The sequence below is a fragment of the Acinetobacter johnsonii CIP 64.6 genome (genome assembly GCF_000368045.1).
Classification (GTDB): domain Bacteria; phylum Pseudomonadota; class Gammaproteobacteria; order Pseudomonadales; family Moraxellaceae; genus Acinetobacter; species Acinetobacter johnsonii.
Genome location: NZ_KB849236.1, coordinates 794,519 through 816,352, shown reverse-complemented (window position 1 = coordinate 816,352; position 21,834 = coordinate 794,519). Strand labels below are relative to the sequence as shown.

Below are 21,834 nucleotides of genomic sequence, written 5' to 3'. Positions count from 1 at the left end.
TCAAACTTAAATCTTAAGGTCACCTCCAACAACCAGCCTTTAAAAAATTTGTGTAATTTTAAAGCATTTACACTACAACTTTTAATTTAGGAAAAATAGCGCCTCAAGCTTTTCATATTTATAATTTTTCTATTTTAAAATGGATAATCAATCACATATATCAACCTATTTTTTACAAGTTGATATATTCACTTTTCATCTTATAAAAAAATTTAATACTACCCATGAAATAAATTAGCCAAAAAAACCCATATGCACTAAAATCGTCCCCTTTGTTCAACTCGATCTCCCTTTTATGACAAGTCTGCGTACTCGGGATATTGTTGCTTTGGGTTTTATGACTTTCGCACTCTTCATTGGTGCGGGCAACATTATCTTTCCACCGATTGTGGCTCAACAAGCGGGTGAGCATGTATGGCTAGCAGCTTTTGGTTTCTTAATCACTGCTGTGGGCTTACCTGTAATCACCATTATTGCGCTGTCACGTGTCGAAGGTTCGATTCAAATTTTAAGTTCACCTTTGGGTAAAATAGCCAGCCTCATTTTAACCATTACGTGTTACCTAACTGTCGGGCCACTCTTTGCGACACCACGTACTGCAACCGTTTCTTATGAAATTGGTTTTTCATCTTATCTTGGAACATCAAGCAGCAGCTTGCTGATCTACAGTGCAATCTACTTTAGTGTAGTCACCCTCATTTCACTGTATCCAAACAAGATTTTAGACACGGTCGGCTATGTACTCTCGCCACTAAAGATTTTATCTTTGGCCATCCTTGGCATTGCGGCGATGATGATTCCAACAGGTTTCGTTTCGCCAGCCATCAATAATTATATCGACAGCCCTGTTTCTGAAGGTTTTGTCAATGGTTATTTAACCATGGACACTTTAGGTGCTTTGGTTTTTGGTATTGTGATTATTCAAGCCATCCGTTCACGCGGTGTAAGCAATCCTAAACTGATTACGCGTTATGCAGTTATTGCAAGTATCATTTCTGGTATTGGTTTAACTGTAGTTTACCTCAGCTTATTTAAACTTGGCCTTGGAAGCCATGAAGTCGCAGCAAATGCGAGCAATGGTGCAGTGATCCTGCATGCATATGTTCAACATGCATTTGGTGACTTAGGTTCTATCTTCCTTTCTGCCATGATTTTTATTGCGTGTATGGTCACTGCGATTGGCCTGACCTGTGCGTGTGCTGAATATTTCAGTTCAATCACTAAAATTGGCTATAAAGTTTGGGTCTTCATTCTGATTGGTTTCTCTTTCATTATTTCCAACTTAGGTTTAACCAAACTTATCGCCTTTTCTGTGCCTGTTTTAAGTGCAATTTATCCACCTGCAATTGTAGTGATTATGCTGAGCTTTGGCTGGAAATTCTTTAATCATCCTCGCCGAGTGATCGCACCTGTTACCGCAGTGTCTTTGGTCTTTGGTATTGTAGATGGTTTAAAAGTTGCGAACTTTGAACTGCCTTATGCGCTGACTCACTTACCTCTTGCAGAACAAAACCTTGCATGGCTTATCCCATCATTGGTGGTTTTTGTAATTGCTTTTGTAATCGACAAAGTGAAAAAGTAAGCAAAAACTGATGTTGTTAAAGTCTGGTTTTACCCAAACCTGATTTTAAGCATGATCAATATTTGTCACATTTTATCCAAATGGATACATATTGTTTCATTTCTTTCTACATCAGTTTTTGTACATACTGACACATTTCATATACACCGCTAAAGTCGTATATCAACACCTTCATATCTCTTCTAAATTTAATATTAGAAAATAAAAAATTCTTTAAAGCCTGTCCTAGCAAGTCATTCATGGCATCAATATTGCTTTATACAATCTATGTATAAGCTTACATGCATCATTTATTTGTCACCTTATACGGTAACGAAATACTATTTATTCACTAAAAAAATGCTACACACATATTTTCTGATTGGTATAGCATAATTTCTCTGAAAAATAGTTGTTTTTGCTCTTGATCAACGCAAGTTTTAGCAGTACAACATTAAGAACTAATCCGACTAAACACATTGGTTTTTAGTCAAAAACTCAAGGAGGGATGGAGATGTTATCATTACATTTCAACAAGCAAGTCTTCATTAACGCTCTGAAGGCAAACAAGAATATGGTGACGTATTTAAGTACCACCATTGCCCTGATGGTCATTATGATCATGCATGGCTTAATTCAAGGTAACCTTAAAGCTGAATATTTTGCTTACGCTATCGTCGTATCATTTGCCTTTTATTTATGGGCAGTCGTCGATCAAAAATTCCGAAAGGCCACACAGTCAATTGACTAGCAAACAGGTGGATGATTAGTCATCCACCTTTGTAAAAGTATAAAAATTAAAAAACTATAAGAACAACTTAAAATAAACCTAAAAACATTCCCCACAACAAGCCTAACGTCGCCATAATTTCCCCCACAACCAATGCCATCATTGCTATCAGCATGATTGATTTGGGTAAAGTCCATTTGCCTAAAACATGCGGACTACGAAATTGGTTATTGGTGTCTTGCAACACCCCATGCACAATATAGCTCAGTATAGAGAAGCTAAAAAAGAATAAATTGATTCCCACAAACAGCATGTTCACAGGTTCAGGCCAGATAGAAATTGCGGCCATTACCGCAATAATTAAACTTGCAGGTGCATATAACAAACTACTGCGGTGCGCAATATCAACATAATAGTGCGCGCGAAACTGCGGTGAATGGCGTATTTGTGCATATTTCCATACCCCTGTCAGCATCCCTACAAACAGAAAAATACCACTAAACAAAAGTGCAAATTTTACCGACATATCTAATTCAACAAACTGCATGTGTTTTCCTTTTTTATTTTCACTCTATTCTATACAGATCTGCTTGACTTCAAAGTCATAGATTAGACAAGTTTCTTTTTGGAACTTAGGTAGAGTATAAAAAAATTCAATGCTTAACCGATTATGCAAAATTACGAAACTTTAGCTATTACCTGCTCTGACCATTATTCACTCAATGGACGCTTTTATGCAGCTCAAGGTACACAACAAGCCCTACCTGTTTTAATCTGCCCTGCCACAGGTATTACCCAACAGTTTTACCACCATTTTGCATCATGGCTTGCCGAACAAGGCTATGCCGTTTTGGTTTTTGATTTTCGCGGCATTGGTGAGTCTCTGCATGAGCCACTTAAAAAGTCGAAAGCCAGCATCGTGCAATGGGGGCAATTGGACATCCCAGCAGCGATGGAGGTGTTATTAAATAAGACCCAAGCGACACAAGTGATCTTGCTCGGTCATAGTGCAGATGGGCAACTATTAGGTATTAACCCAAACTATGAGAAAGTCGCAAAAGTCGTTGCCGTTGCTGGCTCAACCGGACACATAAAAGACTTGAAAGGTCGTACCAAACTTCTAGCTCCTGTGATGTTTAAACTGATCTTTCCTATTGCACGTTATACCTTAGGTTACGGTCCGACCAATGCCATTGGCATGGGCGAAAACCTACCCAAAGACGTGGCACGCGATTGGGCACAGTTTTGCAGCAAACCTGGTTATGTAATTAATGCCTTAGGCAAAACAGTACAAGATGACTTCCACCATGATATTCGCTGTCCAATCACAGCTATTTGGGCCTCGGATGATGAAATTGCCACACAAGTGAATGTTAAAGGCTTACTCAGCCTTTACCCAAATGCACAAACAGATCAAATTGAACTCAAACCACAGGCTTATGGCCATAAAGTCATTGGACATATGGCGATGTTTAAGCGCTCCCATCAAAACTTATGGCCTGAAATTGCAGCACAGCTTTCATCTTAAGGCGGTACATATCAAGCCAAGCCTATCGCCAGTTCAAGCAGTACTTACTTGACTGGCTTTATTTTCACCGCAAAACTGCAGCTTTCAGATAAAAACCAACGCTATTGATAAATTTAATTTCATTAATCGATAAATAAATATTATATTTCCACCACGAATTTTTATTAAGTCATAGTTCATGTGATGACTATCGCATGTGCTAGAGATGGATGAATCATGTCTGCACAACAGCAACCCCAGCTTAAGCATGGGCTGAGCAACCGCCATATTCAGCTGATTGCTTTAGGCGGCTCTATTGGTACAGGCCTATTTTTAGGCATTTCGCAAACCATTAAACTGGCTGGCCCTTCCGTTATTTTAGGCTACGCACTGGCGGGCTTAATTGCATTTTTCATGATGCGCCAGTTGGGTGAAATGGTGGTTGAAGAACCCGTGAGTGGCTCTTTTAGTTATTTTGCCTATAAATTTTGGAGCCCTTTTGCTGGCTTTATGTCGGGCTGGAACTATTGGGTGCTCAATGTCTTGGTCTGCATGGCGGAACTAAGTGCCATCGGCCTCTATGTCCAGTATTGGTGGCCTGAAATTCCCACATGGATTTCAGCGCTTGGTTTCTTTGTACTGATCAATGCCATCAACCTGCTGCATGTCAAAGTCTTTGGTGAAACAGAATTTTTATTCTCCATGATTAAAATTCTCGCCATCATTGGCATGATTGGATATGGCGCTTGGTTACTGGCAAGTGGTCACGGTGGTGCACATGCCTCTATTTCCAACCTCTGGGCTCTAGGCGGTTTCTTTCCCAATGGCATTTCTGGCTTAATCATGGCGATGGCCATCATTATGTTTTCCTTTGGCGGTATTGAACTCGTTGGTATAGCAGCTGCGGAAACTAAAAATCCGACCACAACTATTCCTAAAGCAGTCAATCAAATTGTCTACCGTGTGTTACTGTTTTATGTGCTTACGATCATTGTTCTGCTCTCATTGTTTCCATGGAATCAAATCGCAGAAGGCGGTAGTCCTTTTGTTTTGATATTTGACTCCTTAGGTAGTCAAGGCGTTGCAACTGTGCTGAATTTTGTGGTCTTAACCGCAGCTATATCGGTGTATAACGGTACCAGCTATGGCACGAGTCGTATGCTGCTAGGCCTGGCAGAACAAGGCAATGCTCCACAATTTTTAAAGAAAATTAACCAGCGTGGCATCCCTTATGCAGCCATTTTATGCTCTGCATTGGTGACCTTACTGTGCGTCGTCTTGAATTATATCTTCCCAGAAAAAGCCTTTAAACTACTGATGAGTCTTGTAGTTTCAGCCATTGTGATTAACTGGATGATGTTGGCGTTGACCCATTTAAAATTCAAGCAACGTATGCTGGCATTGCAAAAATCAACCTTGTTTCCAACTTTGATTTACCCTATCAGTAACTATATCTGTATTGTATTTATGCTTGGTATTTTAGTGGTGATGTGGCTTACACCTGATATGCGAATTGCAGTGATGCTGATTCCACTTTGGATTGGCTGCCTAACTCTAACTTACTGGTTTAAACAAAGATCAAAAACACAAAAAATACCATAAATAAGTCAGCAAACAGCGCCGTTAAAAGGCACCCTTCCCTTTAAAGACGCTGTTTGCAAATCAAAGCCAATTTCCCAAATGACTTTGATTGAATCACTTTATTGTAGTCATAACCGATGCAGAGTGTTTCTCTTTTATTTGCTTATTTTGAGTATTTATTGAGAAATATTTTCACATAAAATAGTTTATAAAGAAAATTATACGCAGGAATACGTTATGAATGACGCTCACTACGTTTTAGATAAAATTGACCGCCGTATTTTGTCTGAACTTCGCCAAGATGGCCGCCTGACTGTTACCCAGTTGGCTGAGAAAGTTGGGCTCTCGTCTTCTCCGTGCTGGACACGTGTAAAACGTCTAGAAAACCTCAATATCATTGAAGGCTATACAGCGAAGATTAATTCAAAAGCCATTGGTATTAATGAGCTGTTTTTTATTGAGATTACGCTTGAACGCCATGATGATGAAATCTTAGAGCAATTTAGTGAAGCACTGGCTTACATGCCTGAAGTGGTTGAAGCACATTTAGTAACTGGCGATTACGACTACTTACTCAAAGTCGCAGTGAAAAATGCAGAACACTATGAACGCTTTTTGCGTAAAAACTTATACTCAATGAAAGGTGTACGTCATACACGCTCCATTTTTGCCTTACGCCCTTTAAAACTCGAAAATAAATCCGACCTCATTATGATTGAGTGATTGCTGCAAATATTGTGTAAATGTGGTTTAATACACTCAGTATGAGATGAGCCTCTTACAGTATGTGCCTTAGATGTGCATACGACTAGCCCCTAACCATGGGGCTTTTTAATGTCTATAGATTTTATATTTCTGATATTTTAGATAGTGCACATCATTCAAATACAAAACCGTAACCAATAAAAAAATACCCTAAAGTGCTTTTTTATTAACGATATCATCTCTAAAAATATTAACCCAAAATACCAATTGAGAGCTGAATCACAAAAGCATTCACAATATCGACAAAGAATGCGCCCGTCAGCGGAATGATCAAAAAGGCTTTATGGGATGGTCCATAGGTATTGGTTACCGCTTGAATATTGGCAATTGCTGTCGGTGTCGCGCCTAAGTTGACGCCACATTGGCCTGCACAGAGTACCGCAGCATCATAGTTCTTACCCATCACACGAAAAGTCACAAAGTATAAATAAAGTGCTAAGAACAGTGTTTGAACAATCAGGATAATCACTAAAGGACCTGCTAGATCTGCCAACAACCAAAGCTGTAAGGACATCAACGCCATGGCTAAAAACAGTGCCAGTGAAGCATTGCCAAATACATCGATACAGCGGTCAAAAACCTGAACTCTCAACCCATGCTCTAAAATATTACGTAAAACCACACCACACATTAGAGCCCAAACAAAACTTGGTAGCTCAAACCACTGCCCTTTAGCTACCGCTGTCATGAAGTATGCAAAGCTGATACAAATGGCAAACATCCCCATGGTTTTGACCGCATCATCTGCCGTAATCAGACGCGTCTTTTCAGGAAATTCAAATGGAGCCGTTTGTGCTGAAGGTGGCGCTTCATTACGCCCTGTTGCAGCTGGAATTTCTTCAGCCAACTGGTAGCGACGTATCAGAAATTTAGCTACAGGCCCGCCCATCATTCCCCCAATGACCAAACCAAATGTTGCACTTGCCATACCCAGCACAATCGCACCATGCACACCATGTTCTTGTTCAAATATCGTGCCCCATGCACCTGCTGTCCCATGACCACCTGTGAGTGTGACCGAACCGGTAATTAAACCAATCAGCGGGTCTAGACCTAAAACTTTGGCAAGACTAATACCAACCACATTTTGCAGCAGGACAAATACAATGACGCAGACCAAAAATACAAGCAGCGACTTCCCACCTTCTTTGAGCTTAACTAAGCTTGCACTTAACCCCACAGAGGTGAAGAACATTAGCATAAAAATTTGCTGAATATTGGTATCAAAGTTGACAGTTATGTTTGAACTTTTAAATAAGATATAAGTGATAACAGCTGCAACCAATCCACCCGCAACAGGTTCGGGAATGTTATATTTTTTTAAAATACTGACTTTATTCACAAATACATAACCGACCAATAGTACAGCAACTGCTGCAACAATGGTCATAAATGCATCGAATTGATAGTTCATGAGGTATCCAATGATGCTTATTGCATTAATTCTAAAACAGATAAGTCAGTAATGAACAGGCTAAAGTTTCTCAATGTACAATTTCTATGCTTTAGATTACATGATGTTTTAAAACTGAGCTCAGTATTTTAAAACTACATCATCTTAAAAACAAAAAAGACCCAATTGAGTCTTTTTTGTTTTTACAGCAGCGTAACTTTAAAATTAAAATTTATAATGAAAGCTTAATGTTGCATTTCTTGGTTCGCCCCAAATCATCGAGTCTGAGCCTATTCCATCATAATATTTTTTATCAAATAAATTATTTACATTGAGTTGTGTACTAAAATTTGGATCAAACTTATAACCCAGCATTGCATTTGCAAGATACAAATCACCTCTGTCCACACGCGTCGCACCTGTGCCTTTATAAATTTTACTAAAATAATTTAGGCCAGCACCGGCATACCATGCTTCATTTTTATATTTAACAAATAAGTCTGCCGTAGTCCGAGAACTGGTAGAGTTATAATCAACACCTTTAGCATCCTTAGCATCAAAATTGGCAACACCAAAGCTAAGCCCCCAATTCTCATTAAGCTCACCATCAATGTTGAGTTCAACCCCTTTACTGGTTACACCTTCAGCCGCAAAATAAGCATTTTCTGGGGTATCAGCCCCGTTGTTATCTTTAACTTTTACTTCTTTTCCATTTGAATCATATAATTGCTCTGCAACATTATCTTGCTCAATTCGGAAGATAGATAAGGCGGCATTTAGCTTTCCATCCAAATATTCACCTTTTAAACCCATTTCATAGCTTTTACCGTCAATAGGATCAAGGTAATTGCCACTTACATCTTTTCTGTTTTGTGGTTTAAAAATACTGGTATAGCTCACGTATGCTGAATAATCTCGCGCAACGTCATAAATAAGGCCAAAGTAAGGTGTAATCTCATTTTTAAACTCTCTATTCCCTTTACCATCTGCTGCTTCGTATTCCCAATTTGAAACACGAACACCTGCAACGGCTTTTAATGGATCTAAAATATGGAATTTACCTGAAATGTAACCTGCTGTTTGAACCGTGTTATTGAGTACACCTTTTTGATTTTTTTCTATAGGTACAACAATTTGGGTATTCATATCGTTAAAGTTTAATGCATCTACATTTAATACATTCCCTCCCGTATAATAAGAACCTCCAAAGTTATTTTTCTTTAATTCAGATTTATTCCATGCTCCTCCAATAACAATCTCTTGCTCACGGCCGGCAAGTGTGAAAGGTGCTGCGATATAAACATCGACATTATTTTCATCGGTACGTTGATCATCTGCATAAACAGAAACATTATACTTTTTGGTAGTCTCATTATAGACAGGAAGTTTATTTGTTTCTTTATTCACTTGCCCTGTTGTGTACAACAAGTTTGAAGATGAATCTTCTTTTCTATATAAATATGAAACGTTTAAGCTTACATCATTAAACAAAGTATGCTTTAAGTCAGCAAAAAGCATCGTCGTTTTTGCATCCCAATACGTCCAGTCAGAACTAACTGTTAGTGATCGATCAAAATTGGTTCTGGTACCATCGGTATAAAATGCGGGTAAGCCTCCCCAACGCACACCATCGCGATTCAACTCTTGATAAGATGCAGCGAAAGATAATAATGTTTTATCGCTAATATCATAATCAATTGCACCATAAACAATATTTCGCTCTTTCTCATAAAAATCCATAAATGAATCTTCATCAGAATGTTTTACGAAGATGCGTCCACGAAGTGAGCCATCATTATTTAAAGGTGCAGATAGATCTGCCGAGCTTGAATAACTATTCCATGAACCTGCCGATGCACTTACTGATCCAGCAAATTCCTTTGAATTTGCATGCTTACGGATTAAATTAATACCCATTGCTGGGCTTCCAGCTCCAGTCATTAAACCATTAGCACCTTTTACGACTTCAACACGATCATAAATGCTTAAATCTAGGTCAGCTGCCACTAAGTTTGCAGTTGTTGGCTTTCCATCGATAAGGAAATTATCTACATCAAAACCGCGTGCATAAGGTCGTTGACGTTCGTCCGTACGCGGAGTAGATACACCTGTAATATTACTCATCAAATCTTGGAAGGACTCAATGTTTCGGTCATCCAAATATTCACGGGTATAGACTTTGACTGTTTGTGGGGTTTCACGTAGGGATAAATTTAACTTGGTTGCGGTATTTGTGCTACTCGTCGTATAGCTGCCTGTATTTTCGGTAACTGCTGTTTTATCTTGAGCTGTAAGGGTAATGGTCGCCAACTGTGCATTTGGCTGAGACGTTGCATTCGCCTCCTCCTCTTCCACGGTGTTTGCGTGTGTTATAGACAGCATGGCAGTTGAAGATAGGAAAATAATTTGCATCGCCAAATAAAGTGGCTTTTGCGTAGGCAACGGACGTTTAAACATATCAGGACATTCACAGCTAATGAGAAAAAATAAGACAATGAATTGATAATTTTAAAGTGCGCACATGCCTACTATGCTTAAGTAAAACAAGCACCTTTGTAGCATCACAAGTACTAAGATTCGTAAAATCCTTTTCGAACATCTCAGTGATTTGAGTCATTACATATCAATCCATTTCGAAAAATTATAAACAAAAAATAACGCAAGTGATACTGATTATCATTAGCAAATACATCTTTAATTTAGATTTAAGATATTTGTATTGTAGATATACGTTCCTTTTCACAGAAAACTGAGTGAAAAACAAACATTCGATATTTATAATGCTCTATTTTTTTATAATTATAAATATGACAACAAAAAAATAGACCAAGTGTATCTTGGTCTATTTTTAGCTCATGGTCTTGTCGAGGACTTACTCAATGTCATACACCCAGTTTTTGGCTTGTTGGTCTGTCGTAGTTTCACACACATAGTAATCTTGATCCCACGCGTCTTGATGGAAAATTTCCATTTTTCGGTAGGTCACTTGTTTACCATTTTCCACACAGATAAAGCTATTACCTTGGTCTTTGACTTGGGTTCCGTTGAGGAAACCACCAATACAGAGGAAGCGAGATTGTTTTGCCATTACTACATCAACTTGCTAAATCATTTTTCAATGTAAAGATTAAACGATGATTGAGTTTAGTTGTAAGGTCTAGTTAATGATTACTTACCAATTGATCGCAATTTAAACTAAAAAATCATTTACTGGGCTTAGCATTTCTTCATTTTATAAATTTTCGCTCTAGTTGGAGAATAAGATTATCTATATATTCATGATTACAATCATAAATATTTTCGTATACACCATACTGACTAACTTGTGCAGTTATATGCTTCTTAAGTGTAGTTAAAATGGAATCTGTGACAACTTTACCCTGAGCTTCTAATACGCTTTTCAAAGCAGTACTCCACTTACTATTATCTTTACTAAATTTGGTGTTCTTAAGGTCAATCCCAAATTCCTCATCTACTTTATTTGAATAAAATTCAATTTTAAATAAATTTTCAATTTCTGTTTCTTTTTTTCCCTTCGCCATTAAATAGCTATAAGAATTATTATTTAACTCAGTAGAATCGAGTAGTTTTGGTATGATTGATTTTGAGGCCTCATCGTTATCCACAATAACAAAACATGAGCAAAGCATATCTTGATAATGTTTAAGTTCATAATTTAATTTACTCACACCACCCAAAAATTTAATTATTAAATCACCATCTTTCATTATTTTTGATAGTTTTTGACTCCTCTCGGTTATAAGTTTTTTAATAATAATACTGTCACATTCACCTTCAACAATAATAACTTTACGTGCATGCTCCAAATTATCAGAAGTTCTAACACCCAAGCAATCACGAATTTCTTGAATTTTCTTAACTGATTTTACTTTATTATTCGATACTAAAATATTATTAGATAGCTCATCTCTGTCAACAAACACTGGATTATGTGTTGATATAACTAACTGGTTTACTATAGACAGCTCTTCAACAGCCACTTTCAAACTGTGCATTGCTGAAGGATGTAAATGTGATTCTGGTTCTTCAATAGCAATAATAGATGCCCCATTATGAATTCTATTTCTATCTTTCAACAAACCGATAGCTGCTAGGCTTTTCACTCCATCACCTTTATATTTAATATCGGTTTGATCACCATCATCAACCTCAATAACATAATCTTTTCTTAATCTATATCTTCTAGCTGAATCAGAGATTCTTAATTGTACTGATTTAATATTTGGCAAAAATTTATGTAAAGAATCTTTAATAGTATTTGCAACTTTATCTAATACAGGTTTTTGTAAATTTTCGATTACAGCTAATGCTTGTTTAAAATCTTCATCACTTTCTAATTTTGCTAATTCCTCTTCGACCATTTCATTAATTACATCTAAAGCTTCTTGTTCAGTTCTTACCGCTGGTATATATGTAAATTGAATTTTTTCAGCAATGTATTTTGCGATTTTCTCTGATTTTTCAGATAAAGAACTACTTCCACGTTTTGGTACAAGAATTTCACCTACATTATTTTGATCAAATGAAATCTGTATACATAAATCACCATTGATTCTACTTCTTATTACTTTATAAAAATCTAGTCTTTCATCTTCATTTAGCTCAAAATTTAATATAAATAATGTATTTTTAGCGCGTGGCTTATTTTGAAGAGAAATTGGAAAGTCCCTATACCAGTCATAATTATTTCTCTGTTTAAAACGTACACTTCCTAAACTTTTATAAGATAATCCATGAAACTTTAAAGTATCCATTGCTAACTTCAAAGCAAGTAAAACAGTAGTTTTACCCTCATTATTTTTACCAACTAGGACGGACTGATCTTTTAAATTAATTTCTCCTCCATCCGTAATACTTCTGAAATTTTTAATCGTAAATTTTGTTAGTTTCATAGAAAAAGCCCCACCTAAGTGGAGCTTTTATAAACTATTTCAACTTAATTAACAATAAATTAAGTCAACTGAGCAGCAGCAATTTTCTTCGTATCAACATTCGCAGCAGCGTCAGTATAGTCGCCCATTTTGTCGAAGCTTAAGTATTGGTAGATGTCAGCAGACATGCTATCAATTTGAGCTGCATACTGTTGGTATTCTTCTGGAGTTGGTAATTTACCAAGTACAGCAGCAACAGAAGCAAGTTCAGCAGACGCTAAGTAAACGTTCGCACCTTGACCTAAACGGTTCGGGAAGTTACGTGTAGAAGTCGATACACAAGTCGTGTTCGGCGCTACACGTGCTTGGTTACCCATACATAATGAACAACCTGGCATTTCAGTACGCGCGCCAGCTTTACCATAAATGTTATAGAAACCTTCTTCCATCAACTGATGTTCGTCCATACGCGTAGGTGGAGCAATCCACAAACGAGTTGACAACGCACCACCAGGAACTTTCTCTAACAATTTACCAGTCGCACGGAAGTGACCGATGTTCGTCATACAAGAACCAACGAATACTTCGTCAATTTTCGCGCCTTGAACATCAGAAAGAAGTTTTGCATCATCTGGATCGTTCGGGCAGCAAAGAATAGGTTCTTTGATGTCTGCAAGATCAATTTCATACACTTTGGTGTATTCAGCATCAGCATCCGCTTTGATCAGGCTTGGGTTAGCCAACCATTTTTCCATGTTCTCAACACGACGAGCCATAGTACGCGCATCGCCATAACCTTCAGAAATCATCCACTTCAACATGGTGATGTTTGAACGAAGGTATTCAGCAACTTTCTCTTCAGAAAGCGTAATAGAACAACCAGCAGCTGAACGTTCAGCAGAAGCATCAGAAAGTTCGAATGCTTGCTCAACAGTCAGGTCAGTTTCCATTTCTGTTAAGTCGATCTCAAGGATACGACCAGAGAAGATGTTTTTCTTACCTTTCTTCTCTACAGTTAAGTCACCTTCCTTAATTGCGTAGTAAGGAATTGCATGTACAAGGTCACGTAGAGTGATACCAGGCTGCATTTTACCTTTGAACTTCACAAGTACAGATTCAGGCATATCAAGTGGCATAACACCAGTTGCTGCAGCGAACGCTACAAGACCAGAACCCGCCGGGAATGAAATACCGATTGGGAAACGAGTATGCGAGTCACCACCAGTACCAACGGTATCCGGAAGAAGCATACGGTTTAACCAAGAGTGAATAATACCGTCACCTGGGCGTAAAGACACACCACCACGGTTCATGATGAAATCAGGAAGCGAGTGTTGCATTTGAACGTCAACTGGTTTTGGATACGCAGCTGTATGACAGAAAGATTGCATAACAAGGTCAGCAGAGAAGCCTAGGCAAGCCAAGTCTTTCAATTCGTCACGAGTCATTGGACCAGTTGTATCTTGCGAACCAACAGTAGTCATCTTAGGTTCACAGTAAGTACCTGGAAGTACACCTTGACCTTCAGGAAGACCACAAGCGCGACCAACCATCTTCTGAGCTTGAGTGAAACCTTTGCCAGTTGCAGCAGGCTGAACCGGAGTACGGAACATTGTAGATACTGGAAGACCTAAAGCTTCACGCGCCTTAGTCGTCAAACCACGACCTACGATCAGGTTAATACGACCGCCAGCACGAACTTCGTCTAGAAGAACTGGAGTTTTAAGTTCAGCTTCAGCGATTTGCGCGCCGTCTTTGAACGCAGTTACTTTAGCAGCAGCGTGATCGATCTTAAGAACGATTTCATCGCCCATGTTCATGTTAGCAACATCGATCTCGATCGGTAATGCACCAGCATCTTCCATCGTGTTGAAGAAAATTGGAGCAATTTTAGAACCTAGACAGTAACCACCGTCTTTTTTGTTCGGGATGTGCGGAATGTCATCACCGAAGAACCAAAGTACAGAGTTAGTTGCAGATTTACGAGATGAACCTGTACCAACAACGTCACCAACGTAAGCAACTTGGTTGCCTTTCGCGATCAATTCTTTAATTTGGTTAAGTGGACCCACTTCACCAGGAACTTCTGGGTTGATACCGTCACGTACGTTTTTCAACATTGCATTTGCGTGCAATGGAATGTCTGGACGGCTCCATGCGTCTTGTGCAGGTGACAAGTCGTCAGTGTTAGTTTCACCAGTTACTTTGAAAACAGTCAGTTTGATTTCAGTTGGAACGTCTTTACGAGTCGTGAACCATTCAGCGTCAGCCCAAGATTGCATAACCGCTTGTGCATTCGCGTTACCCGCTTTTGCTTTGTCTGCAACGTCATGGAACGCATCAAATACAAGAAGCGTTTTCTTAAGTGCTTCAGCTGCTAATTCAGCAAGTGCAGCATCGTCAAGAAGAGCAACTAAAGGAGCAACGTTATAACCACCAAGCATAGTGCCTAGTAAGTAAACCGCACGTTCTTTAGAAACTAATGGTGAAGTCGCCTCGCCTTTAGCCAAAGCAGCTAAGAATGCAGCTTTAACATATGCAGCTTGGTCAACACCCGCTGGAACACGGTTTTCTAGTAAATCAACTAAAAATGCTTCTTCGCCAGCTGGTGGGTTTTTTAATAATTCAACTAATGCAGCTGTTTGAGCATCGTCAAGTGGCTTCGGTGGGACTCCGAGTGCGGCACGTTCTGCAACGTGTTGGCGGTAAGCTTCTAGCACGGTGTTATTCCTCTTTTTTAAAAAATTATTTACGTATTCCTGCTTTAAATAAAGCTACGTAAATAATATGGACTGCTTAATTTTACTAAAATTCCAGTTAAAAGTTAATGCGCTACAAGTGTTTCTTCGTGATGCCCATTATTTTCTAACTAAATGATGTTCATATCGATTGGACATAAAAACAGCAATATAGTCAGATCGTTTGGAATTGTTTCACATTAACTTTGAACTGCCATTTAAAAATAAAAAAGGCAACCTATGTTGCCTCTTTTTACGCAATATAAATATTCAACCTTAGTGTACCGTTGTCGCTTGAATATATTGTTTGAAACTTTCACGACAGCCTTCAAATTTCATCTGAATTTCGTCCTCATGTAAATTTTGATGTGCAGAGCTTGCAAAAGAAATTTGTACTGAAATTCGTGTAGGTTCATGGTCAAGTGCGTGTTTGAAGTATACATGGTCACCCAAGCTAAGGACATAATGACCACCGCCAATTACGGCCACACCATTTTCATCTTCCAAGAGTAAATCTGCGTGATTTAAATAGCCAACAACTTCCATTTTCTGCTCCTCTCGTTTTTTTATTCTAGGTTCATTATTCTTTATTTTTATATGCTTTGCTATATATATGATTTAGAGTTTTGTCACAAAAAGTTCCATGCAAAAAATAAAAAACCGTTCCTTAGAACGGTTTGTAATCTGGCATTTCAGTATGCGGTGTTGCAATACATTTTTCAGTATATTTCACACGAATTTTTTCACGCGCACCTTCAATATCGGATTTAATTTCAGCCTCAGGTAAAGCATAAACATCTTCAATAATTTCTAACGCAAATGCTTTTGTCATTTCATCTTCAACTTTATTGGCATGCTCAATCGCTTTATCTTTTTCAATGGCATTTTGACGGTCTAACATAATTGAACGTGCTGCATTACCAATACTTTTACAATAGCCATGCCATTGCTCTTCTGGGGTTAACGGTTTTTTTTCAGCACAACCCACCAGTGCAATCACAGCAACCAAAGCGAATAATTTTTTCATTACAACTCTCCTATTCGCCCTATCATAATCAAACTTTTTCAAATGCAGAACTATTACCCACTTTAAATAGAATAAAAGCCCAAATTCGGGCTTTTATTCTTAGCAAAAATTAACCGCAGCTTGCTTGAACTACTTTATTGGTTTTCGGATCAACTGTTACTGTCACACGTTCTTCACGATAATCCATAGTCACAGGCTGCCCCGGTTGTACTAAGCGTACCATCTTCGCACTGGTTTTTTGCTTAATCTGCGCTTCAGTTAAATTTGACTGACCAATCAAAGCTGTCGCTTGCTCGGCAACACATTTGCTTTGACTAGCACGGAAAAGCGCCCATTCTTCAACAACTTGACCATTCGGTAAATGGCAATAGCCTACTTCACCATTGGCCTCTTTTCGAATCTCTAATTTACCACCCTGTTCAACACAGTATGTACTGGCAGGATTAGCCATACCTAAAGTTGGCTTTTCAGTTTCATTCTTTTGCGCAGTACTACAACCCGAAATAGCAGCAACCATTAATCCAAGCATTAAGATTTTTTTCATAAAAAATATTTCTTTAAATAAAAGATCAACATAGCAAATATATTTAAAAAAAACTGTGCGAGTTTTGCAAAATTCAAGATTACATAAAAAAGCCCATCACTTGACGGACTTTTTATTTTGAAAAGCTAGATTTTCAGGTCATTTTTAATTGACTGAGTGAATATCAAGCTCTTCATTTTTCGCTAAAACTACAGATGCTAGAATTGGAGTACCTAAAATGAACGGCATCGCAAAGATCCAAAAGACCACGGTATAGTGCGGATCAAAGAAAAACTGAATAGCAAGCGCCACTAAAATTAAAACTGAAAATAAAATCACTGCAAAGCGTATTACAAAATTGATCGGCATAGGGATCATCACTCTAAATTTAGCAAGTCCATTTACTATACACCTACTTTCATTATGGTTTAATTGATTTTAAGTATCTAGTGTCTGTTATTCATAGGTTTTCTTCATCTACCAAATAAAAATTTTTATCAAATGGCGAATTAAGCTTTTTTAACACCAAAAAATAAAGCCTACATGATGTAGGCTTTATTTAGCAGAAGAGTAGCTTTAGAACTTCCAGTTATAGAAGACGTCGATTGCACGCTCTAATGACTGACTCGCCTCTAAGTACATACGTTTGTTCATTTGATAACGCAGAGTCAGTTTATTGACTGGCGTAAAGACACCCACGCCATAACGAATATATAAGTCAGGTGTAATATAACCCGTCAGGCTGACTTGTGTGTCATCCCCTGTGCCTTGCGCATCCAATGCTAAACCACTTAAGCCAAAAGTACGTCCAATTTGGTTCGTAAAGGCGCGTGTACCGCCTAAACCCAAACTAATCCCTGCAGCAGCAATGGTGTTGTTGACATCTGACTTGAAGCCTTCCGTTTGACTTAAACCGCTTGTACCTTCGTTAATGCGGCCTGTAATTAACGCGTTCAAAGCTTCTTGCTCAGACAGCCCTGCATCGTTATAGACCTGAATATTTGGTGATGTTGCCGTACCCGTCACACGGAAACCCACCGTGCTGCCTTGTACATTTTTATTTGCATCGACATCCAGTGTTGGGTTGCTCAACACACCGTTAAAACGCGCTATGGCACGGTTTAAATCCAAACTCTGTCCATAAGCTTCAATTTTAACTTTCTGACTTACCCCAATTGCACCATTGGCACTCATTGCGGTTTCAGCACCGCGCTGCGATAGATATAAACGACCTAACAATGGAATACGACTATTAAACCCTTGGAACACAACTTGATTACCTAGTCCAACCATCACATCAGCACGAATGTCCCAAGGTTTTGCGCTATTTAAAATCGCCAATTGGTTTTGACCTTCTCTGACCACGCGTACATCTGACGATACGTTCACCACAGGTACAGATGCTTCAGGCATCGAAATAAGCGCACGAGGAACTTGAATTTCACCGTTTAAGGTTAATTTCTTACTCAACGGTAAAACATCCAGTGTGATTTTTGGTGTCACTAGCGCGGTAATTAATGGCGCTTGGCGAATCAGTAGATTTTCTCCATTCAACTGAAGCTGAATACGTGGATCATTTTTCCAATCTACCGTCCCTGTAAGTGTCCCCACACCACGACCACTGTTAAAAGCACCATTGATGGTGGCTTGGTCTTGGCGTATAGCGGAATACAGCTGAATATTGGTCAAATTGACTGGAAGTGAGATCATACTAATTGAACCATCTTTCAGACGGACATCGCCTGTAAGTAGTGGTGCTTTTAGCGTTCCATTAATTTTACCTGCATACGAAAGTGTTCCGCCCATCGAACGTACATCAGCAATGAAAGGTTTAAAGACTTTGAGTTGCACCTGATCAAATGCAATTTCACCGCGCATAGGCATGCTGTCCCGATACGGATCAATAACCACATTGGCATAGCCCACACCAATTTCAGGTGTTTTGACATCCAAACGGATTTGTAAACCTTCCGCGATGCTTTTGGCAACCAAAGCCACTTGTTCATATTTTAAGGTTGAACCCATATCTTGTGGGTCATCCGCCGCCAAGCCAATCACACCATCACGGGTGACTAAGCGCGCATCAATTTTTGGTTTAGATCCTTGTGCCCAAACCGCTTTAGCATGTCCATTTAACTTACCTGTAATCGCTAATCCTTCAGGCATAAAGGCAGCAAAGTCGTTTAGGTCGAGGTTTTGAGTCACGAATGAAATATTGCCACGTGTTTTACTGACACGAATCGGCTGGTCAAAACACAACTGACTTTGTTGACTCATCCAACAATGCGCACCAATCAACAAATCTGCTTTGGCACTGTTATAGACAACTGCTGCATTTTGGCGCTGTACCAAACGTGCACGTAAAGAGTCAAAATCACCTTTTTGGATCTGACCTAACCAATCATTTTGCGCATTAAAACCACCTGCCAATTGCACATAAAATTTCGACTTTTCATTTTGTGCAGAAACTTTTAATAAATGAGCTTTGCGAATACCTGCCAGTGAAATTTCACCTTGTTGAATTTCACGGTTACCACTTCTTAAGCTTTCCATTTTTGCAGTCAATAATGACGGCGTTGTTTCCGATGTCGGCAACTGCCCGACAATGCGTAATTTACGCATATCAATCAGATCTTTAAAGCCAAAATTATCCACTGCTAAGTTTGCGGTAGCTCTTAAACGTGGTTGAGATTGGATATTTAAATAGCCGTAGGCACGGCCACGTAAGCCCGCATAAATTTCATACAGAGCAGGTGCATTAATATTCAGTCTCAGGTTTTGTGCATTACCCGTCGCTTGCACTTGGTTTTTGGCATAAGCCAACAGTAGATTATTCGCTTCAAACTGTTGCGGTAAAAAGCCCTTTTCGCTGGAGTTGAGCACTAAAGCCAAATTACCCGTGCCACGGACTGGCTTATTGTTCAGTGTACCTGCGAGGTTTAAGCTCTCAATGTTAATGCGTTTTAAAGCATCCGACCATGTGCCTTTGGTTTTCACCACACCAGACAATTCGCCTTTAACACTAGATGCAAAATATTGTGGTTTAAAACGAATGAATGCTGCATTCACATCCCAAGTGATACCGTGAATAAAATGCACCAAACCACTGGCATTAATTTGACCTGCCACACCATTGTGTTTCAACTCAGTTACTTTAATAAATTCAGGCGTTCCTGAAAGTTTTAGGTTTAACGTGCCCTGACTGGCTTCAAACTGGCTGGCTTTTAAAGCACCATCATAGTTCACTGCATAGCCTTTGAAAGCACCACCAGCTTTTTCATCATTAAACAGGAGTGCCGCTGTTGACTTACCCGTTAAGTGAACCGTTTCATTATTGCCCACCATTTTTCCAGTCAGATCAATGCCCTGTAGCTGAATGATTTGCTGATTCGGTTTGGCATAGCCACTTGCTTGTAGCTTTCCGTTCAATAGATTAACCGGTGAAGCTTCTGCAACCATTTGCGGATTAAAATCTTTCGCGTTTAAAGCGGCTTTCCACTTCAGTTGACGTTTCTCATCTGGCAGCTCAACCACCGCATTGCCACTTAAGCTTCCCTTGCCTGCCACATAACTAAAACTCGGCACATTTAAATTATTATTTTTAAAATTTAACTGTGCGAGGTAATTACCCGCAGGTAACGTCGCTTTTTCGTGTTTACTCACAACAGTGGCAACATGAATATCTTGCTGACCTTCAACTAACGCCAGTTTTACATCCCCTGAAGCACTACTTAACCAACCGATATAAGGCACGGCGCGGTCAATATTTTTCCAAGAGACATCCATCAACATTGGCTGGACTTTGTTATTTTTCTCTGGGTTTTGGTCTAGTGCGAGATGCCATGCTTCATAACGATCAAAGTCTAGATCTGCGGTTAAGTGTAAACCCTTTTCAAGCGTACCTTTAGATGCAATTTTTGCATCTAAACTTGGCGGTAGAAAGTCAGAAACCACTTGTGGCAGTACATCGTCTTTAGGATTGATTTTATCTAAACGACCTTGTACATCCCAAGTGACATGATCTTTCCAACTCACCACACCACCCAGATTGACCGAACCTTTCATCAACTGAGCATTTAGGTTATCAATGTCAAGTTGATGAACCAAATCGGTATGCATCAAAGCAGTATATTGACCTTTTGGAATGTCTTTACCACTCAGATCTGTATTTAAGTCGATATTTAAACGTTGGATATCACCTGAAAATTTAGCAACGCCTTTTTCAGCATAGAGTTTGTAATCGGTCAGGAGTGGTAAGTTGTAATGATTAAATTTAAGCTGACCTTGCATCGGTACATGCTTACGTACAGGGTGCAAAATGGCCCAACCTGTCAACAGGTCAGGTGTCCGCGTTGCAAAACCCGCTTGGATGGTATCCAGTGTCCCCGTTGCGTGTACCGCAATATCATACACATTTAAACTATCACGCAGTGCCGGTAAGTTTGCAATGGCGGTCGCTTCAAGTGGATATTTCCCTGAGAATTTCATTTTCCCAGTTGCATTACGAACTGCTAGATAGCCCATGTCCATACGAGAGTCTTCAAACTCAAGTTCCGTCCCCGACCAGAGAGCGTTATTTAAATGCACATCATAAAAATTAACTTCGGCATCGGATGCGGTACGGATATTTAAATGATCAACATCTGCTGTATCTAAACGTAAAACAAAGGGTAATTTAATTTCGCTGAACTTAAACGGTTCATCACTCGGTTCACCTTTAGTAATGATGCGTAGATTACGCACATCAGCTTCACGTAGATGAATCTCTTTATCCAAGATGGCGCGCCACCCCAAACTCACGTCAGCACGGTCAATTTTGACATCGACAGGCTTTAAGGTAACCACCACATTTTTAAGGATAATGCCTTTCCACAGATTACCACCTTCATATTCATATTGGATAATCTGCTGGCGTTGTAAAACTTGGTCGAGTAAGAACTTACTGCCTTTATCGGTAGAAAACATGACCGCAAGCGATATCACCAACAAGATGAGCGTCAACAACAGCGTCAAAATGACACTTCTAAAAATACGTCGCTGTTTGGCAAGCGGCGCAGGTGGTGTTGGTTCTTGCTGCTGTTCTACTTCAGCCATAGTCTTCCCAAAAAGTGTTAAAT

Annotated in this window: 16 protein-coding genes; 5 read left to right on the top strand and 11 right to left on the bottom strand. The window is 39.1% G+C overall.

Features of this window, described 5'->3' with window-relative positions; all coding sequences use genetic code 11:
* Positions 1-295: 295 nt before the first annotated feature.
* A complete protein-coding gene (gene brnQ / locus F986_RS15040; RefSeq protein ID WP_004696543.1) occupies positions 296-1,582 on the top strand; it encodes a branched-chain amino acid transport system II carrier protein in 1,287 nt (428 codons plus the stop codon).
* A 493-nt stretch (positions 1,583-2,075) separates the two neighbouring features.
* Positions 2,076-2,312: a hypothetical protein gene (locus F986_RS15035; RefSeq protein ID WP_004696541.1), complete on the top strand. Its 237-nt coding sequence runs from the start codon at positions 2,076-2,078 to the stop codon at positions 2,310-2,312.
* 67 nt (positions 2,313-2,379) lie between these two features.
* Here F986_RS15035 and F986_RS15030 read toward each other — a convergent pair whose 3' ends face one another.
* Positions 2,380-2,838 carry a hypothetical protein gene (locus F986_RS15030; RefSeq protein WP_004696539.1) on the bottom strand — a complete coding sequence of 153 codons (459 nt, stop codon included), beginning with the start codon at positions 2,836-2,838 and terminating at the stop codon, positions 2,380-2,382.
* A gap of 123 nt (positions 2,839-2,961) precedes the next feature.
* Between F986_RS15030 and F986_RS15025 the strand changes: the two genes are divergently transcribed.
* From F986_RS15025 to F986_RS15015, 3 genes are all read left to right on the top strand, one after another.
* Positions 2,962-3,819 carry an alpha/beta hydrolase family protein gene (locus F986_RS15025; protein WP_004696536.1) on the top strand — a complete coding sequence of 286 codons (858 nt, stop codon included), beginning with the start codon at positions 2,962-2,964 and terminating at the stop codon, positions 3,817-3,819.
* A 216-nt stretch (positions 3,820-4,035) separates the two neighbouring features.
* Positions 4,036-5,400: an amino acid permease gene (locus tag F986_RS15020; RefSeq protein ID WP_004696534.1), complete on the top strand. Its 1,365-nt coding sequence runs from the start codon at positions 4,036-4,038 to the stop codon at positions 5,398-5,400.
* A 216-nt stretch (positions 5,401-5,616) separates the two neighbouring features.
* On the top strand, positions 5,617-6,102 hold the full coding sequence (locus F986_RS15015) for an Lrp/AsnC family transcriptional regulator (protein WP_004696532.1): 486 nt from the start codon (positions 5,617-5,619) through the stop codon (positions 6,100-6,102).
* Between the two features lie 232 nt (positions 6,103-6,334).
* Here F986_RS15015 and gltS read toward each other — a convergent pair whose 3' ends face one another.
* The 10 genes from gltS to F986_RS14965 all read right to left on the bottom strand — a co-directional run bounded on the left by gltS (position 6,335) and on the right by F986_RS14965 (position 21,811).
* On the bottom strand, positions 6,335-7,558 hold the full coding sequence (gene gltS, locus F986_RS15010; RefSeq protein ID WP_004696529.1) for a sodium/glutamate symporter: 1,224 nt from the start codon (positions 7,556-7,558) through the stop codon (positions 6,335-6,337).
* Between the two features lie 204 nt (positions 7,559-7,762).
* On the bottom strand, positions 7,763-9,994 hold the full coding sequence (locus F986_RS15005) for a TonB-dependent siderophore receptor (RefSeq protein ID WP_004696526.1): 2,232 nt from the start codon (positions 9,992-9,994) through the stop codon (positions 7,763-7,765).
* A gap of 415 nt (positions 9,995-10,409) precedes the next feature.
* Positions 10,410-10,625, bottom strand: coding sequence for a hypothetical protein (locus tag F986_RS15000; protein ID WP_004696523.1), 216 nt, complete (start codon positions 10,623-10,625; stop codon positions 10,410-10,412).
* A gap of 139 nt (positions 10,626-10,764) precedes the next feature.
* On the bottom strand, positions 10,765-12,450 hold the full coding sequence (locus F986_RS14995) for an ATP-dependent nuclease (RefSeq protein WP_004696520.1): 1,686 nt from the start codon (positions 12,448-12,450) through the stop codon (positions 10,765-10,767).
* A gap of 59 nt (positions 12,451-12,509) precedes the next feature.
* Positions 12,510-15,149, bottom strand: coding sequence for a bifunctional aconitate hydratase 2/2-methylisocitrate dehydratase (locus F986_RS14990; protein WP_004696519.1), 2,640 nt, complete (start codon positions 15,147-15,149; stop codon positions 12,510-12,512).
* A gap of 294 nt (positions 15,150-15,443) precedes the next feature.
* The gene (locus F986_RS14985) at positions 15,444-15,713 is read right to left on the bottom strand and encodes a hypothetical protein (protein ID WP_004696516.1); all 270 of its coding nucleotides are present in this window, start codon (positions 15,711-15,713) and stop codon (positions 15,444-15,446) included.
* 121 nt (positions 15,714-15,834) lie between these two features.
* Positions 15,835-16,194, bottom strand: a complete 360-nt coding sequence (locus F986_RS14980; RefSeq protein ID WP_004696515.1) for a hypothetical protein — start codon at positions 16,192-16,194, stop codon at positions 15,835-15,837.
* A gap of 109 nt (positions 16,195-16,303) precedes the next feature.
* On the bottom strand, positions 16,304-16,738 hold the full coding sequence (locus F986_RS14975; RefSeq protein ID WP_004696513.1) for an I78 family peptidase inhibitor: 435 nt from the start codon (positions 16,736-16,738) through the stop codon (positions 16,304-16,306).
* Between the two features lie 144 nt (positions 16,739-16,882).
* On the bottom strand, positions 16,883-17,086 hold the full coding sequence (locus tag F986_RS14970; protein WP_004696512.1) for a hypothetical protein: 204 nt from the start codon (positions 17,084-17,086) through the stop codon (positions 16,883-16,885).
* Positions 17,087-17,293: 207 nt separating this feature from the next.
* Entirely contained in the window at positions 17,294-21,811 is a 4,518-nt protein-coding gene (locus tag F986_RS14965) for a translocation/assembly module TamB domain-containing protein (protein ID WP_004696510.1), read from the bottom strand.
* Between the last annotated feature and the right edge of the window lie 23 nt (positions 21,812-21,834).

Bases quoted from the DNA above. Each gene is read 5' to 3' on its own strand.
- F986_RS14985 (WP_004696516.1), bottom strand. From the start codon at position 15,713: ATGGAAGTTGTTGGCTATTTAAATCACGCAGATTTACTCTTGGAAGAT.
- F986_RS15020 (WP_004696534.1), top strand. From the start codon at position 4,036: ATGTCTGCACAACAGCAACCCCAGCTTAAGCATGGGCTGAGCAACCGC.
- brnQ (WP_004696543.1), top strand. From the start codon at position 296: ATGACAAGTCTGCGTACTCGGGATATTGTTGCTTTGGGTTTTATGACT.
- F986_RS15005 (WP_004696526.1), bottom strand. From the start codon at position 9,994: ATGTTTAAACGTCCGTTGCCTACGCAAAAGCCACTTTATTTGGCGATG.
- F986_RS14995 (WP_004696520.1), bottom strand. From the start codon at position 12,450: ATGAAACTAACAAAATTTACGATTAAAAATTTCAGAAGTATTACGGAT.
- F986_RS15035 (WP_004696541.1), top strand. From the start codon at position 2,076: ATGTTATCATTACATTTCAACAAGCAAGTCTTCATTAACGCTCTGAAG.
- F986_RS14980 (WP_004696515.1), bottom strand. From the start codon at position 16,194: ATGAAAAAATTATTCGCTTTGGTTGCTGTGATTGCACTGGTGGGTTGT.
- F986_RS14970 (WP_004696512.1), bottom strand. From the start codon at position 17,086: ATGCCGATCAATTTTGTAATACGCTTTGCAGTGATTTTATTTTCAGTT.
- F986_RS15000 (WP_004696523.1), bottom strand. From the start codon at position 10,625: ATGGCAAAACAATCTCGCTTCCTCTGTATTGGTGGTTTCCTCAACGGA.
- F986_RS15030 (WP_004696539.1), bottom strand. From the start codon at position 2,838: ATGCAGTTTGTTGAATTAGATATGTCGGTAAAATTTGCACTTTTGTTT.
- F986_RS14975 (WP_004696513.1), bottom strand. From the start codon at position 16,738: ATGAAAAAAATCTTAATGCTTGGATTAATGGTTGCTGCTATTTCGGGT.
- gltS (WP_004696529.1), bottom strand. From the start codon at position 7,558: ATGAACTATCAATTCGATGCATTTATGACCATTGTTGCAGCAGTTGCT.
- F986_RS15015 (WP_004696532.1), top strand. From the start codon at position 5,617: ATGAATGACGCTCACTACGTTTTAGATAAAATTGACCGCCGTATTTTG.
- F986_RS14965 (WP_004696510.1), bottom strand. From the start codon at position 21,811: ATGGCTGAAGTAGAACAGCAGCAAGAACCAACACCACCTGCGCCGCTT.
- F986_RS15025 (WP_004696536.1), top strand. From the start codon at position 2,962: ATGCAAAATTACGAAACTTTAGCTATTACCTGCTCTGACCATTATTCA.